13 protein-coding genes are annotated in these 15,376 nt (G+C 63.2%); 6 read left to right on the top strand and 7 right to left on the bottom strand.

Annotated features, from left to right (window positions below; all coding sequences use genetic code 11):
* Nucleotides 1-179 precede the first annotated feature (179 nt).
* Both prpB and prpC read left to right on the top strand, forming a co-directional pair.
* Entirely contained in the window at nt 180-1,109 is a 930-nt protein-coding gene (gene prpB, locus KZJ38_RS31120; RefSeq protein ID WP_219800898.1) for a methylisocitrate lyase, read from the top strand.
* A 41-nt stretch (nt 1,110-1,150) separates the two neighbouring features.
* On the top strand, nt 1,151-2,335 hold the full coding sequence (prpC, locus tag KZJ38_RS31115; RefSeq protein ID WP_219800897.1) for a bifunctional 2-methylcitrate synthase/citrate synthase: 1,185 nt from the start codon (nt 1,151-1,153) through the stop codon (nt 2,333-2,335).
* Between the two features lie 57 nt (nt 2,336-2,392).
* On the opposite strand, the gene KZJ38_RS31110 is transcribed toward prpC, so the two are convergent.
* Nucleotides 2,393-3,361 carry a peptidoglycan DD-metalloendopeptidase family protein gene (locus tag KZJ38_RS31110; RefSeq protein ID WP_246641851.1) on the bottom strand — a complete coding sequence of 323 codons (969 nt, stop codon included), beginning with the start codon at nt 3,359-3,361 and terminating at the stop codon, nt 2,393-2,395.
* Nucleotides 3,362-4,087: 726 nt separating this feature from the next.
* Here KZJ38_RS31110 and KZJ38_RS31105 point away from each other — a divergent pair.
* The 3 genes from KZJ38_RS31105 to KZJ38_RS31095 all read left to right on the top strand — a co-directional run bounded on the left by KZJ38_RS31105 (nt 4,088) and on the right by KZJ38_RS31095 (nt 7,046).
* On the top strand, nt 4,088-4,243 hold the full coding sequence (locus tag KZJ38_RS31105) for a hypothetical protein (RefSeq protein ID WP_219800895.1): 156 nt from the start codon (nt 4,088-4,090) through the stop codon (nt 4,241-4,243).
* Between the two features lie 353 nt (nt 4,244-4,596).
* On the top strand, nt 4,597-5,520 hold the full coding sequence (locus tag KZJ38_RS31100) for a helix-turn-helix domain-containing protein (protein ID WP_219800894.1): 924 nt from the start codon (nt 4,597-4,599) through the stop codon (nt 5,518-5,520).
* Between the two features lie 155 nt (nt 5,521-5,675).
* Nucleotides 5,676-7,046: an undecaprenyl-phosphate glucose phosphotransferase gene (locus tag KZJ38_RS31095; RefSeq protein ID WP_219800893.1), complete on the top strand. Its 1,371-nt coding sequence runs from the start codon at nt 5,676-5,678 to the stop codon at nt 7,044-7,046.
* A gap of 27 nt (nt 7,047-7,073) precedes the next feature.
* Here KZJ38_RS31095 and KZJ38_RS31090 read toward each other — a convergent pair whose 3' ends face one another.
* Nucleotides 7,074-7,223 (bottom strand): hypothetical protein, encoded by a 150-nt coding sequence (locus KZJ38_RS31090; RefSeq protein WP_219800892.1) that lies wholly within the window; start codon nt 7,221-7,223, stop codon nt 7,074-7,076.
* 42 nt (nt 7,224-7,265) lie between these two features.
* Here KZJ38_RS31090 and KZJ38_RS31085 point away from each other — a divergent pair, with 42 nt between their 5' ends.
* Nucleotides 7,266-8,354 carry a glycoside hydrolase family protein gene (locus tag KZJ38_RS31085; RefSeq protein ID WP_219800891.1) on the top strand — a complete coding sequence of 363 codons (1,089 nt, stop codon included), beginning with the start codon at nt 7,266-7,268 and terminating at the stop codon, nt 8,352-8,354.
* Here the strand turns inward: KZJ38_RS31085 and KZJ38_RS31080 are convergent.
* The 5 genes from KZJ38_RS31080 to KZJ38_RS31060 are packed head-to-tail and all read right to left on the bottom strand — an operon-like array spanning nt 8,344 to nt 15,356.
* On the bottom strand, nt 8,344-9,420 hold the full coding sequence (locus tag KZJ38_RS31080; protein WP_219800890.1) for a hypothetical protein: 1,077 nt from the start codon (nt 9,418-9,420) through the stop codon (nt 8,344-8,346). The two genes, KZJ38_RS31085 and KZJ38_RS31080, sit on opposite strands and share 11 nt — an antisense overlap.
* Complete coding sequence (locus tag KZJ38_RS31075; RefSeq protein ID WP_219800889.1) at nt 9,410-10,681, bottom strand: phosphoribosylaminoimidazole carboxylase; 1,272 nt, start codon at nt 10,679-10,681, stop codon at nt 9,410-9,412. The genes KZJ38_RS31080 and KZJ38_RS31075 overlap by 11 nt, the downstream gene beginning before the upstream one ends.
* A gap of 9 nt (nt 10,682-10,690) precedes the next feature.
* Nucleotides 10,691-11,860 (bottom strand): polysaccharide pyruvyl transferase family protein, encoded by a 1,170-nt coding sequence (locus KZJ38_RS31070; RefSeq protein WP_219800888.1) that lies wholly within the window; start codon nt 11,858-11,860, stop codon nt 10,691-10,693.
* On the bottom strand, nt 11,857-13,077 hold the full coding sequence (locus KZJ38_RS31065; RefSeq protein ID WP_219800887.1) for a glycosyltransferase family 4 protein: 1,221 nt from the start codon (nt 13,075-13,077) through the stop codon (nt 11,857-11,859). Before KZJ38_RS31065 ends, KZJ38_RS31070 begins: the two co-directional genes overlap by 4 nt.
* The gene (locus tag KZJ38_RS31060; protein ID WP_219800886.1) at nt 13,077-15,356 is read right to left on the bottom strand and encodes a polysaccharide biosynthesis tyrosine autokinase; all 2,280 of its coding nucleotides are present in this window, start codon (nt 15,354-15,356) and stop codon (nt 13,077-13,079) included. Before KZJ38_RS31060 ends, KZJ38_RS31065 begins: the two co-directional genes overlap by 1 nt.
* Between the last annotated feature and the right edge of the window lie 20 nt (nt 15,357-15,376).

Below are 15,376 nucleotides of genomic sequence, written 5' to 3'. Positions count from 1 at the left end.
GAAGGCGGCCAAGCTTCGATTATGCGCTTTATTTCAATTATGAAACCCATGATTTCGTTATTGAAACATCTTCTCAGGGCGCTCTGAGCGCAAAGTCGATCGAAATCAACGGCTTGCGTACGCCCGTCCGATTGGCCCATTCTTTGCGGAGTACCGACCCGTTACCGGAGCCCACTGACATGAACCCTACCAACCCGACATCCCCGAACCCCGCCGCGAACGCTAACGCTCACGCAAGCGCCGGCGCCAGATTCCGCGCGGCGGTCGCCACAGAAAAGCCGTTGCAGGTCGTCGGCGCCATCAACGCGAACCACGCGCTGCTCGCGCAGCACGCGGGCTTCAAGGCGATCTATGTATCGGGCGGCGGCGTCGCGGCCGGCTCGCTCGGCCTGCCCGATCTCGGCATCTCGACACTCGACGACGTGCTGACCGACGTGCGCCGTATCACCGACGTCTGCGATCTGCCGCTACTCGTCGATGTCGATACCGGCTTCGGTCCTTCCGCGTTCAATATCGCGCGCACGGTGAAGGCGCTCACGAAAGCCGGCGCCGGCGCGATGCATATCGAAGACCAGGTCGGCGCGAAGCGCTGCGGCCACCGTCCTGGCAAGGCAATCGTCTCGCAGGACGAGATGGTCGATCGCATCAAGGCCGCCGTCGATGCGCGCACCGACCCCGAGTTCGTGATCATGGCGCGCACCGACGCGCTGGCGGTGGATGGCCTGCAGGCCGCGATCGATCGCGCGGCGGCGTGCGTCGAAGCGGGCGCCGACATGATCTTCCCCGAGGCGATGACTGAGCTCGACATGTACCGCCAGTTCGTGAAAGCCGTGAAAGTGCCGGTGCTCGCGAACATCACCGAGTTCGGCGCGACGCCGCTGTTCACCGTCGACGAATTGCGCGGCGCGGACGTGTCGCTCGTGCTGTATCCGCTGTCGGCCTTCCGCGCGATGAACAAGGCCGCCGAAAACGTCTACCGCACGATTCGCCGCGACGGCACGCAACAGGCTGTCGTCGACACGATGCAGACGCGTGCGGAACTGTACGAAAGCATCGGCTATTACGCATACGAGCAGAAGCTCGACGAACTGTTTTCGAGCAGCAAGTGAACCGGCATCAGTGAATATTCAGGCACCCTGAGGAAATGACGATGAGTGAAGCAGACACCGCATCCAGCACGTCCAATCCATCTGGAGCGGGCGCATTCAAACCGAAGAAATCCGTCGCACTGTCCGGCGTGACGGCGGGCAACACCGCCCTGTGCACGGTCGGCCGCACCGGCAACGACCTGCACTACCGCGGCTACGACATTCTCGATCTCGCGGGCGCCTGCGAGTTTGAAGAGATCGCGTATCTGCTCGTGCACGGCAAGCTGCCGAACGTCGCCGAGCTCAATGCATACAAGACGAAGCTCAAGGCGATGCGTGGTCTGCCCGCGAACGTGAAGGCCGTGCTCGAATGGATTCCGGCCGCCGCACACCCGATGGACGTGATGCGCACAGGCGTCTCGGCGCTCGGCACCGTGCTGCCCGAGAAGGACGACCACAGCATCGCTGGCGCACGCGATATCGCCGACCGGCTGATGGCGTCGTTAGGCTCGATGCTGCTCTACTGGTACCACTACTCGCACAACGGCAAGCGCATCGAAGTCGAAACCGACGACGACTCGATTGGCGGCCACTTCCTGCATCTGCTGCACGGCAAGGAGCCGTCGAAGTCGTGGGTCGATGCGATGCACGTGTCGCTCAATCTTTATGCGGAGCACGAGTTCAACGCGTCGACCTTCGCGGGCCGCGTGATCGCGGGCACGGGCTCGGATATCTACTCGGCGATCACCGGCGCGATCGGCGCGCTGCGCGGACCGAAGCATGGCGGCGCAAACGAAGCCGCATTTGAAGTGCAAACGCGCTATCAGAATCCCGATGAAGCCGAAGCCGACATCCGCAAGCGCGTGGAGAGCAAGGAAGTCGTGATCGGCTTCGGCCACCCGGTTTACACGACCGGCGACCCGCGCAACAAGGTGATCAAGGAAGTCGCGAAGAAGCTCTCGAAGGAAGCCGGCAATACGAAGCTCTTCGATATCGCCGAGCGGCTCGAGACGGTGATGTGGGACGCGAAGAAGATGTTCCCGAATCTCGACTGGTTCAGCGCGGTGTCGTATCACATGATGGGCGTGCCGACCGCGATGTTCACGCCGCTGTTCGTGGTCTCCCGCACGAGCGGCTGGAGCGCGCACATCATCGAGCAGCGCATCGACAACAAGATCATCCGGCCGAGCGCGAATTACACCGGGCCCGAGAATTTGAAGTTCGTGCCGATCGGCAAGCGTGGGTGATGGAATGCGGCCGCTGCGCTTGCAGCGGCTTTCGCTCGAAGTCTACGGCTGATCTGATCAGCCCCGGCTGCGCGGTAGATAAGGCATCGGATCGATCGGCTTACCGTCGCGCCGCAACTCAAACCCAACTGACACGCGCGAGTTATTTTCGCTGCCCATCTCCGCGATCTGCTGCCCCTTGCGGACGAATTCGCCCATCTTCACGAGCAGCTTGCGATTGTGCGAGTAGGCGGTCAGAAAGTCCTTGTTGTGCTGGACGATGATCAGGCTGCCGTATTCGTTGAGACCGGTGCCCGCGTACACCACCTTGCCGTCGGCGGCTGCGCGCACCGGGTCGCCGGGCTTGCCGCCGATTTCGATGCCGCGCGTTTCGCCGGGCTGGAACTGCTCGACGATGTTGCCCTGCGCGGGCCATGCGAGTGTCACGCCATTCGCGTGACGCGCCAGCGCGGTGGTGACTTGATGTACTTCATCAGCCGTCATCGGCTCGGCGCTCGAAGCGGAAGGCTGCTGTGACTGCTGCGATTGCTGCACATTCGAGGAAGCAGTATCGGCGGCCGCAGCGTTCGCCGGCGCACTAGCCGACGTCGAAGCCGAAGCCGCTGCTGCAGCCGCAGTTGCCGCAGTTGCCGCAGTTGCATTTCGTGGCGCCGCTTCCGGCGACGACACGATCAGCGTCTGCCCCGGCTTCACGCGCGCCGATGCCTTCATCCGGTTCCACGCAGCCAGCTGTTTGACGGTGACGTCGTGCTTCTGCGCGATCCGTTTGAGCGTATCGCCGCGCCGCACCTTATAGGTCGCCGGCTTGACCACCGCAGGCGGCGTAACGACCTTCGGCGCGACAGCAGGCGCCGCATTCTGCGAGACGACTGCGGTGCTGGATGCGGCAGCCGGTGCCGACGCAGCCGGCACTCCCGATGCCGCCGCATCCGCGCCCATCCCCTGCTGCTGGACATTCACGCAACCGGAGAGCGCAATGGCAAGCGCCAATCCGGCCAGGCCACTCACGGTGGCAAGGCCACTCACACCACGACGGCCAACCCGCGTACCTCTACTTCTGTCGAAACAACGATTCGACATCTTTTGCTCCAAGTTCGTCGGCTGACGCGACGTCCGCGGCGATGCCAGCGTGACCATCGATGTCCGCCGTGCTTGACGAAGCCGCGGCTCAAGCGCAGCGATCCTTCGTCAATAGGGCCAGATAAGCAACGAAAATTCAAGTGGAATTGTAAGGGCAGCACAGTCGCAAACAGGCGCCGCCCAACACTTCGATACAACTGTTTAAAGGCTGTATTCGAGCGCGCGATATTCAGCGCCCAGCAGCATGCAATCTCATGCATCGGCACCAGCGCGCCACCGCCTTGTTTTTCTATCGGCAGATCGGCGCGAAACTTAAGCGGCATGCGGCCTGGCGGGCGAAACGAGGTTTAGCGGAGCGACGCGGCCAGCATCCGCGAGCGCGGGCGAAACACGTGCTGTCGAAGGCGGGACGAAGCTGCTTCGCATAGCGTCGGGCACCCATTGAGGAGGAAGAATTTGCCGGCACGGCACGCCGTGCGGCAAGCGTGCACGGCCGTCGGCGCTAACGCTAGTGTGGGTGTTTAGCCTGGATTGACATCAACGCGCGCATCATCGTGCGCCGCGTCATTCAACGAGCTCAACCCGCGGCGTGGCGCTGTTCGCTGTCGAGATGCTTCATGCCGATCTCGTTGTAGCGCGCCCGCCGCCGCTTCGGCCGGCACCGCCGTCGAGGTGAAGGACTGGAAGACGCCGTCGCTGCCCGCGTCGATCGTGCTTCCGCAGCAACTTCATCTCGCACCGCACGCGCGCATCGTCATCGACTGGACTGCGGAGTTGCTCGGCGCCGGGTGTCCGCAAATAGTTGACGCAACCACGTGGGACAACTGACGCAGGCACACGCGGCATAGGGTACCGGCGCCTGCATCGGCGTGGTCGGCTGCAACGTGCCGCGAGTCCGTTCACGTTTCGAAAAGATGATCGCGTCAAAAGCAGGCATTCGGCGCCGCGAAAAGTGCGTCGATCGTTGACTCTTATCAAACTATCGCGTCGCTCGGACTTTTCTCTAGATCAAATCAGAGTGGTCCTATATTCCCTCCGCGACATGCTCTCTATGCTTCCCCCCTCGACGCTGGGCAACGAGTTGCGCGCTGCAAGACCCGCGGGCCGCCCGCCGACAAGCCACATCGCCAATGCGCGCGGCTTGACCAGCGGATCCGTTGCTACGTGGAGATGTGCCGAAGATGAGTTTGGTCGACTATGTTTTTACGCCGTCGGGACGGCTGCCGGGCACCGCGCCCTACGCGATCGGCATTGTGCTGTTCGATCAGTTTTCGTTGTTGCATGCGGCTGAAGTTGCCGACGTCTTCGAGAAGGCCAACCGGCTGAACGCCGATGCATCGACGCCACGCTACAAAACCACCTATCTTTCGGCGAGCGGCGAGCACGTGTACTGTTCGCTGCGCATCGCGGTGCTCACCCAGAAGCTTCCCGAACACGCGGCCTCTCACCGCGGCTTTCGCGCGTTGTTCGTCGCCGGCGGCGATGGCGCGAGCGCGGCCGCCGGCGACCCGCGACTGCTCCCCTGGCTGCGCGACGCGAGCACAACTGCCGAAACGGTCGGCGCGATCGGCGAAGGCAACGCGATCCTTCGCGCCGCTCGCGTGCAGCCGTCCGATGCGACGCGCGGTGCATCGATCGTGTCGGCAGTGGAAATTGCACTCGACACCGTGCGGCGCGATCTCGGCGCCGACGCGGCGCGCGAAGTCGCCACGCAGCTGTCTTGGACGAGCTTGCCGAAGCCGGTCTCCGTCGCGCTCGATAGCCACGAACCGATCAGGCAGAAGATCCGCGACAGTGCGCAATGGATCGCACGCAACTGCGACAAGCGTATTTCGATCACGACGGCGGCGCAGCACGCCGGTATGAGCGAGCGCTCGTATTTGCGGCATTTTCGCGCGGAGATGGGCATCAAGCCATCCGAGCATCTGCGCCGCACGCGCGTCGAACTGGCGTCGACCCTGCTCGCGCAAAGCGACCTGCCGGTCGACAAGATTGCGCGCCGCTGCGGCCTGACCAGCGGCGAATGTCTCGCGCGGCTGTTCCGGCAAGTCGTCCAGCTGTCGCCGAGCGAATTTCGCAGCCGCGCACGTCACGAGCCGGCGTAAGCGCAGGCGCCGCGCGGCATGCGGCCCCGACTGATGTCTCCCCGGCTTCGCCCCCGCACGTGACCGCTCATGACCTCCTTGCAATGGCATCTCGCTACGATCCGGTCACATCGTCCTTTTCTCTTTGCCTTCTGAACGCCTTTGGCGTCGCGTCCATGTTTGCTCTCGCTTTACAAATCGGCGATCTGTTGATGATCGTGGCTGGCGCGCTGTTCGCGCTTTCGTTTACCTACAGCGACACCTCCCCTTCGCATCTCGACGATCTGTTCGGCTTGCTTGGCGTCCTGCTCGCACTGCTTGCGTTTCATCTGACCGGCGTCTACCGGTCGCGCGACAGCAACGGGAGCGCGGCGCGGTCAACTACGCGCGCCATTTGCTGCTGGCTCGGCGCGCAACTCGCCGTAGCACTTATTTCCGGTGGCTATCCGGGCGCGGAGCAGCGTATGAACTGGATTCTCTGCTGGACGGCGCTCAGCTCCGTGCTGATGTTGCTGCATCGCTATACGCTGTACGCGGCACTGCGCGCGCTGCGCAGCCGCGGCTATGGACGCACGCCGGTCGCGATCGTCGCGCGCGCCGAACATGGCCGCGAGATCGCCACACGGCTCGCCGCAAAACAGGACGCCGCATTCACACCCGAGCTGATCTTCGATACGGCACTCGAGCGCGATACGCTGGTCGCCGACATTCCCACGGTATGCGAGCTCGATTCGTTTACGCAGCTGGTGCGCGCGCATCGCATCGGCGAACTGTGGATCGTCGACGCGCGCGACGAACCCACCTGCGTGGAACGGATCGTCGACGCGTTCCGCGACGACTTCGTCAATATCCGCATCGTGCCGGCACTCGAAGGACGCCTGTTGCCGGAGCCGGCCATCGTCGATTGTCTCGGTGTGCCCGTGCTCAATGTGATTGCATCACCCGAGCGCGGCCTGCGTGTGCTGCCCAAAGCGATCTTCGACCGGCTCTTCGCGTTGTGCGCGCTGCTCGCGCTCGCGCCGGTGCTGGTGGCCATCGCGGTGGCCGTGAAGTGCTCGTCGCCGGGGCCGGTTTTCTTCCGGCAAAGCCGCAAGGGCATGAACGGCGAAGTGTTTTCGATCTACAAGTTCCGCACGATGTATCAAGGCGCGGACCGGCCCGGCACGGTCACGCAGGCGAGCCGTAACGACGCGCGCATCACGCGTCTCGGCCGCTTTTTGCGCAGCACGAGCCTCGATGAACTGCCGCAGTTCATCAACGTGCTGAAAGGCGAGATGTCGGTGGTCGGGCCGCGGCCGCATGCAGTCGAGCACGACGAGTACTACAAGAATCTCGTGCAGGACTATATGTACCGGTATCGGATCAAGCCGGGTATTACCGGGTGGGCGCAGGTCAATGGGTATCGCGGCGAAACCGAGCGGGTCGAGAAAATGGCCGCGCGGGTGATGTTCGATATTCATTACATCCAGCACTGGACGCTGGGGTTGGATCTGAAGATCGTGTGGTTGACGGTTTTGAAGGGGTTTGTGGGGAGTAACGCGTATTGAGCGGCGCCGCTGATGGCGGAATCCCCTTCAGTCATCGTCATGGGGCTTGCGCGGTCGAGACTCCGCGCTGGCGTCGCCTGCCCGTGTCAACGCATTCCAGACAACGACCACAGCGAGAATGGCGAGCCCCATTGCCAGTCTCGCCACCATGCCGATCCCGGCGATTACCTTGTTCATCGCACTGTCCGGTCGTCACGCATCGAATTCGCACCTCTCCAGATGAAACACGCTCGCCTGCCTGTCTTGCCGAACAGCGGCACAGCCGATACTGCCACATTGTCCACAGGCGAACCGTCGCATCAGCTGCGACGTACGCGCAGCGCAATTCTCGCACTGATGTTCGCATGCGCATGCCATTCACCCTTCACCGTTGCCGCACCCGCGGAACCTTCGGTACGCGCCGACACGCAACCGACGCAGGTCGGCGTTCAGGTCAAACTCGAGACTTTTACCATTGACGACGCGCGAGCGATCCGCGCAGCGGGTTTTTCGTTCGTACGTCTCGGCATATGGACCAATGCGCTTCACGATAAGGCCTACCAGGCACGCATGCGAGCCGCGTTCATCGCGGCCGGCAAGGCCGGGTTGCCCGTTCTGGTCACATTTCGCTCGACGCGTCCGCTTGCGGCGCAAGCGCTGCAGCGTTCGCCGGATATTTCGCCGGATATTTCGCCGGATGCAGAGCTCGACGCCAGCGCCCGTCGCTTCGCGACAGCAGTGCTCGACATAGCCCACGAATTCCGCGCGCAAATCCTCGCGATAGAATTGTGGAATGAACCGGACCTCAGTAAGTATTGGCCAACGGGGAGTGTCGAAACGACGTTCGGGCCTTTCATGCGCACCGTCTGTTCGCAGCTTGCTGCGCGGCCGCATGAGGTGCCGGTGTATGGATACGGCCTGGCGCGCGCGCCTGTGCGCGGGACGCTTGCCGATGCGCTGTTACAGGCGGCCATCAGCGGCATGCCAGGCTGCATCGATGCAGTCTCATACCATGCATACGGGATGACGCCGGAGGCCATCGAGGCTGCGTCACGCGAGATCCGCGCGCGCTACGGAATGCCCGCGGTGATTACCGAGTGGGGCGTGCCGTCCAAAGGAACGTTGGGAGGTCAGGCGGCGCAAACACGCCGCGTAGGCGATTTTCTTGCTGCGCTTCCCGACATGAAGACGCCGCTTGTTTCGATCTATGAATGGAAAGACACACCGACCGGCGCGAACCTTCGCGAACGCAATTACGGTCTTGTCGTCACCGCGGAACAGCCGAAACCCGCCTTGCAGGCCGTGCGCAACGTACTGCTCAAGCGCTGACCGGCGTCGTCGATACAGCGCGCCTGATTGCCGCCTTATCCATGCGACGGCTGTGCAGCAACGCCATCGAGAACAACGCGACGCTCGACAAATGCCGAACGTAACTGCCGAGATCGGGCTCGAACAGCATCGATACGCTCACGTGCGCAAGTACGAGACACGCGCAAAGCTGATACGCGACGGGTTGCTGGACATCGCGCCGCTGCAATACGGTTCGAAGCGCCGGCGCGACTGCGAGCAATACGAACAGTTGCATTACCGCTTCCTTCGGTCCCGGCGAAAACAGCGGTGCGAGATTGAGCCGGGCGCTCGCATACAGGTAATCGAAGCAGAACGCGAAGAACGACGTCGGCTCGAGCGGGTTGTAAAAGCTCGTGCGTGCGCCGAACGGCGACTGATAGACGAGATAATCGACGGCCATATCGCGCGGATGAAGCAACGCGAAATAGACGGTTGCAGGCGCCGACGCCAGCCCGCCGGCCACAACCATGACGGCGAGAATCTTCCAGCGAAGCGGGACGTGCCGGAACACGGCGATGCCGCAGGCAATCGCTATGATCAGCACAAAATAAGGCCGCACGAGAAACGCATAGCCGCCGTAAAGCACGATTGCCGTCATCGGCGCTATCCACGTGCGACGCCGCCCCGCCGACCAGACGATCAACAGCGACATCAGTACGACGAGCGTGTCCTTGCTCGCCACAAACAGGTTGAAAAACACGCATGGCATGCTAAGCAACAACGCTGCCGCACACAGTCCAAAGCGGTTTGCTCCACTTAGCACGGTGCGGATAAACAGTACACCGATGCCGATAATGAACAGGTTCAGCAGCGTCGGGCCAAATAATCCGTAGAAGCCAGCCACCGCATCGAACGAAGAGCCGTCGTAGGTACTGGACCCTTCCATTTGCGCCTGAATCTTGTCGGCATCGCGAAAGATGAATTCCGGCAAAACCGCGCCGGCGTTCGCGAATACCGCGATATAAAGCAGCGCGGACGCGGCCGTCACGAGTCCCACCACGCCGCGGCTGAGCCTGGGCCCGGCCTCGAGCACTCTACGCAACATATCGGTCCCCCGTTTGCGACGCTGCCGCCGGGCTTGTCGAGGGCAAACGGCTCCCTACGACCCACCCCAGCCAGCCAGCAACGAACACGCTCGTGCCAAGATGCGCGAGCGCGAGGCCGGGCATCGACAGATGCACGGCAAGCCACCATGTCGACAGGGAACTGAGCATGAGGAGCACCGCTGTACCGAACGCGACGGCCATGCCCTGTCGCAGTGCGATCGACGCGGCCCACAACAGATCGGTCACCGAGCGCAACACGAACGATGCAAGAAGGATCAGCAAGGTCTCGAGCCCAAGCCGATCCGTCGGTTGATGAGCGAGCCCGAACAGCACGTTGCACAGCGCGGCGATACCGAACGAAATGATCAGTGCGAGCAGCGTCGTGCGAACCAATGCACGGCTCAGTACGGCGCGGAACTGCTGAGGCGCAACCGCTGCCGTTTTGGCAAGACGAGGGCCGGCGGTGACAATCAGCGCTGCGTACGTGATGGTCTGAACCGCATTGGCGATCGACCATGTGAAAACATAGCGCCCCAGTGTGTCGGCGCTCAGATACGGCGTGGCAATGAAGCGTTCCGCGTATTGCGTCGCAGACAATAAAATCGTTGCCACGTAGAACGCGGCGCCGCTAGCGAAAACGCCGCGCATGCCGGCGTCGCCGCGATTAGCGGGTGTCGCCTCGCGCGCCATCGACTCGATCACAACCCATGCGCCAACGATCACGCAAGCGTTCGCGCCTATCCAGAGCCACAGCACCGGCTGTATGTCATCGATCACGCCCGCGAGCAGACCGGCCACCGCGAGCACGGCCCAACCCCCTGTGCGCGCAAACAGCATGACCGAAGCCGCCTGCGTACGATGCAGTGAAAACAGGTACGAATTCGCCTCGAGCGCATAGTGCTCGGCAAACGCCACCAGCATCACCGCAATCAGAACGCCAGGCGCTCCGATGCGCTCGACGTCGACCCGGACTGATTGCCAGACGGCGTAGCCAAGCGCCGCGATCGCCAGATAGGCGATGCAATAGACGCCGCGCAAGCGGCGCGCGCTATGAATTGCGGCTCCAGGCTCGGCGGCGCTCAGTCGCCGGTTCAACTCGGCACTGAAGCCGAGACCGAGCACCTTCGACGCCACAACGGATGCCGCGACCGCGAGACCGTAGTCGGCAACCGCGGCAAATCCGAGCGTTCGCGCGATCACCACCGTCAGCAGGAATTTCGCGCCGAGCGAGACGACGCGCAGAAAGAGACGCACCCACATCGTACGAACTCAGTCGGGCTGCGCCGCGCGGCGCAGCGTCTCGACGATGCGGGTCCGGCTTGCGCGGACCGCATCGAGGCCACCGGCGGCCGCGTGCCAGAACGACGGGATCGCATCGTCACGGAAGATCCGTTGCACGACCGCGTCGGGATCGAAGGAAGCCGCATTGGCGACCCAGTCGTCGATATGCAGATCGCCATAGGCGCCGAAGCCTTTGCGCTCGTAGCTCAGATGGAAGGCCGGCACGCCGTGCAGGATCGACTCCAGCGCGCCATGCAGCCGTACCGATACGACGACGTCGGGCGTGTCGTCGGCAAGCAGTTGCTTGAGGCCTGGCAGCGTCGCTTCGATGCCGAGGCTGCGATAGTACGCGGCATCGTCGTTTCCACGTCCGGTACTCTGTACCGCGAAGCTCAATCGGCACTGCCCGCACAGCAGCTCCGCAAGGCGCTGCACGGACCGGGCGTAATGCATCCGCTTCGCCGCATCCCAGCTCGGCGCTTCGCGCAGCACCATCGCCACATGCCGTACTGAACTGCTTCGCTGCGCTGCCTTGGCGAGTACAGCCTCGTGCCTTCGTTCGAATTCAAGAACCGCGAGATCCGGCGCACGCACCGCACAGCCCGTACTGGCGAGCAGTGACAGCGAACGGTCGTCGCGCACGAATACCGTCGAATAGGCGCCGAGCAGGCCTTTCAGACGCGCACCGAACACGGACGAGCTAGCCGACGAGCCCGCGCAGGTGGGCCCGATGCTCTGAGGAAGATAGACAACCGGTTTGCCCGATGCTCTTGCCGCGCGCATCTGCAGCATATGACCGAGTTCAAGCTTGAGCGCCTCCGCACCGGTACGGGCTCGCAAATAGCCGCCCCCCACTCCGACGATCAGATCGGCGTCGTGCAGGCGCGCGCGCAGTTGCGTCACGCTGCGTGTGCGCCAGCGCGCGCACGCGGCCGCCGCTTCGGCGATTCGCGCACTGCCCGCATAGCCCATCACCGGCGCCGCAATGACGTCCTCGTACTCGGGAAACGATGCGGGATCGGCTGCAACGATCGACACCTGGGTGCGCTCGCCGAGCGCTTCCCGCAGCAACGCGACCGAAAGATCCACCAGCAATCCATCACCAGAATTGCGTCGGCTATAAGCGTGCAGCAGCACGACGTGTTTGCTTTGCTTCATCGCACTGGCTCCGCAGTGATGGCGTGATAGACATTCAGCGTTTGGGCGATCATCCGTTGCGCGGAGTAACGCTCGACCGCACGCGCGCAATTCGCCGCCATGCGGCTGCACACGCGGGGATCGTCGAGAAGCATCGTGAGTGCGGCTTCGAACTCGAGCATGTCGTCGTCGTTTGCGACGACGAACCCGATGCCCTCCCCCGCGACGAGGGTCTCGGCGCCGGCGACGCGTGTCGTCACGATCGGCAGCCGTGCGGCCATCGCTTCGAGATACACGTAAGGAAAGCCTTCATAGCGGCTCGGCAGCGCGAACGCATCGAATGCGCTGAAGTAGCGCCGCGCATCGACGACCCGGCCGACGTACCGGAGCGCGGACGGCAGCCGGTTCGCTTCGACGCCCGCGGCCTTCCGGATGTCGCCCCCGCCGATCAGTGCAAACTGCAGCCGGCCAGCAGACTCCGTCGAGAAGCGCTCGGCAAGGCTGACGAGCCTGTCGATACCCTTCTGAAACTCCAGGCGCCCGACCACGCCGACCACGAATGCGTCCGCGCGCAAGCCGAGCGCATCACGCGCGGCCGCTCGCGGCAGCCGCGCATATTCCGGCACGCCGTTATAAATCGTGCTGATTCGCTCGCTCGGGATACGCAATTCGTGCCGCAAATGTTCTGCTTCGTCGGCCGACACCGCGATGACCCGATCGCTGAAGGTCCGGCCAAGCTGCGATTCGATCGCGCCATAGAAGCGGCGTGCGTTTCTGGCGAGGTACGGATTCAACGTATAGACCGCGTGCGGCGTATAGACCTGCTTCCAGGCGCCGAAACACAGTCGTGCCAGCACGCCGGCTTTCGAGCTGTGCGCATGAACGATATCCGGCTTGATCCGCGTGAGCGCGCGAAATACGTGCACCAGCGCCACCATGTCGCGCCACGACACGCTGCGTTGCATTGGCACGCGCGTGACTGTCGCGCAGCGCGCAAGCACATCGGCGTTGAGGATCGTCGCATCGAAGCGCGGGCCGCGCGGCGCGATCAGATGAACCTCGACGCCGTTCGCCGCGAGGCCGTCGATCAGATCGACAAGATGCACCGCGACACCGCCGCCTGCTGCTTCGACCACGAGCGCGACGCGCAACGGACGCTGTTGCGCATCGCCGATCGGTCCCACGCCACGCGTGTCGGGCCTCACATAGCGTGAGCCGGATTGTTCGTCGAGCTGCATTAACGGCCCCTTTTCCGACGCAGCGCATCGAACCAGGCACGCCGCGGACCGCGTTCGACCGGCGCGCCGTAGTCGTATTGCGTGAACCGGAAGCTGCCGTACTTGCTGCCGTATGTACAACGCGTCGTCCGTGCCGCCACGCCATTGAGCACCACGCCGGAGGCGCGTACGCCCGCATGCTCGAGACGCTTGACCGACTCCCGCATATCGCCGATGCGCGTCTCACCCGCTTTCGCGACCAGCAGCACAATGCTTGCGGCCCTGCCCAGCAGCGCGGCATCCGCGCAGGCGAGCATCGGCGGCGCGTCGACCAGCACGTAGTCGTACAACATGCGAAAACGATCGAACAGACTCGCGACCCGGTCGGACATCAACAACTCGTCGGGATGCAGCATCGGCGTTCCGGCTGCGATGAAATCGAGCCTCGGATGGTCGAGGCGCTGCACTGCCGTCGCCTCGTCGATGCCGCCCGCGATCAGTTCCGCGAGACCAGGAGCCGCTCGCGCGCCGAGATAGTGCTCGAGATGACCACGCCGCATATCACCGTCGATGATCAGCACGCGCTTGCCGCCGGTCGCGAGCAATGCGCCCAGGTTCGCTGCGACGAACGATTTACCCGCCGATGGTGCAGCCCCGGTCAACAGCACGACAGACGGCTTTCCGTCGAAGCGGGACACATGCAGCGCGGTACGCAGGCTGCGCAGGCTTTCGATCGCACCGTCGCCGGGCGTTTTTTCCGCAAGCAGATGCGGGCTACTCACCCCAGAACTTCCATGGCGGTTCAACGCACCCTGCGCGGCCGACAGCGGAATCGACGCGAGCACGTCGAGCCCGATACCACGCTCGATTTCGTCGGCCGTCGTCACGCCGCTGAATAGCAGATCGCGTACAAACGCACAGACGAGGCCGATCACCAGGCCCACGAGCGCCCCCGCTGCGATCACCATCGGACGCTTTGGCTTGACCGGTTCCTCCGGCACAACCGGCGTGTCGACGATGCGCACGCTGCCCACCTTGCCGGCCTTGACCAGCTCCAGTTGCTGCGCGTTATTCAGAAGCGTCGTGTAGAGATCGGTATCGACCTTGACGTCGAGCATCAGACGCGCGGTCTGCTGTTGCAGATCAGGCAGCCTCGCGAGCGAGCGATCGAGCGCATCCTGCTGTTGGCGAAGCGCGGCAATCTGCCGGTCCATCGCGACCATGCCCGGATGAGCGCTGCCAAAACGGGTCGCCAGCTCCGCGCGCTTTTGCTGCAACGTCAGCAACGCGGTCTTCGCTTCTGCCGATTGCTGGAGGCTGATCTTCGCTTCTTCGGGAAGATCGACGGTTCCGCTCGCGTTGCGCATGGCGGTGTAACGCTCTTCGGCTGCGTCGAGGCGTGTCTTGAGCACGGGAAGCTGCGTATGCAGAAACGACAGCGACTGCGCGGCATCCGCCGACTTTCGCTCGATATTCTGGCGTGCATACTGATTGCCGATTTCCTGCAGCGTGCGTCGTAGCGCCTCAGGGTCGCCGCCCGTCAGCTTGGCGATGATCACGCCCGACTGCTTGACCTTTTCCTGCACATCGAGTGCGGATTGCAGATCGTTGATCGTTTTCAAACGCGAGTGGCGAATCAGCGTGAAGCGCGTGCCCGGCTGTGCATTGGTGGCATCGACCGTCAACACGATGGGACCGTAGGCGGTTGTGAACGTCGACGTTGCGCCGATCTGGCCGTCCATCGGTCGATCGAGATCTGCACCGCTGAACCGGTAACGTCCGCCCGTTTCAACAGTCAACGAGAATTTGTCATCTTCAAAGTCCGAGGGAACATCGAATTGGCTCACGTCGATCTTTTCCTGTCCCCATGCGTAACCGCCCACGCCGAACACGCCGGGCTTCGCCGTCCCCCGATTGAAACGGGAGACGAAGTCGCCGACAACCGGAAAGCGCTTCGCCGTGGCATCGACGTACAGATGCAGCGTGTCGACGGTGTTCGACACCACGAGGCGCGACGCGAGGATTTGCGTCTCGGCCGCCGCCGACGATTTCATATCGAACAGCGACCCGATATCGCCGACGATGCTCGTCGGGGTATTCGTTCCGGGCGAATCCTCGATTTGCACCATGATGTCGGCCTGGTACAGCGGATGGGCAAGAAACGACCACGCCGCAGCAGCAAACGCAATGCTGACGGTGACGAACAGAATGAGGAACCGGTTCGAGACGATCGTATCGAGCAAAGCGACGACGTCGAACTCGGTCTGATTATCGGGGCGATCCCCGTGCGCGGACATCATGATTCGATTCGGAATACAGA

This window comes from Paraburkholderia edwinii, from assembly GCF_019428685.1.
Lineage (GTDB): Bacteria > Pseudomonadota > Gammaproteobacteria > Burkholderiales > Burkholderiaceae > Paraburkholderia > Paraburkholderia edwinii.
The sequence above is the reverse complement of the archived record's forward strand: the minus strand, read 5'-3'. Positions and strand labels throughout refer to the sequence as shown.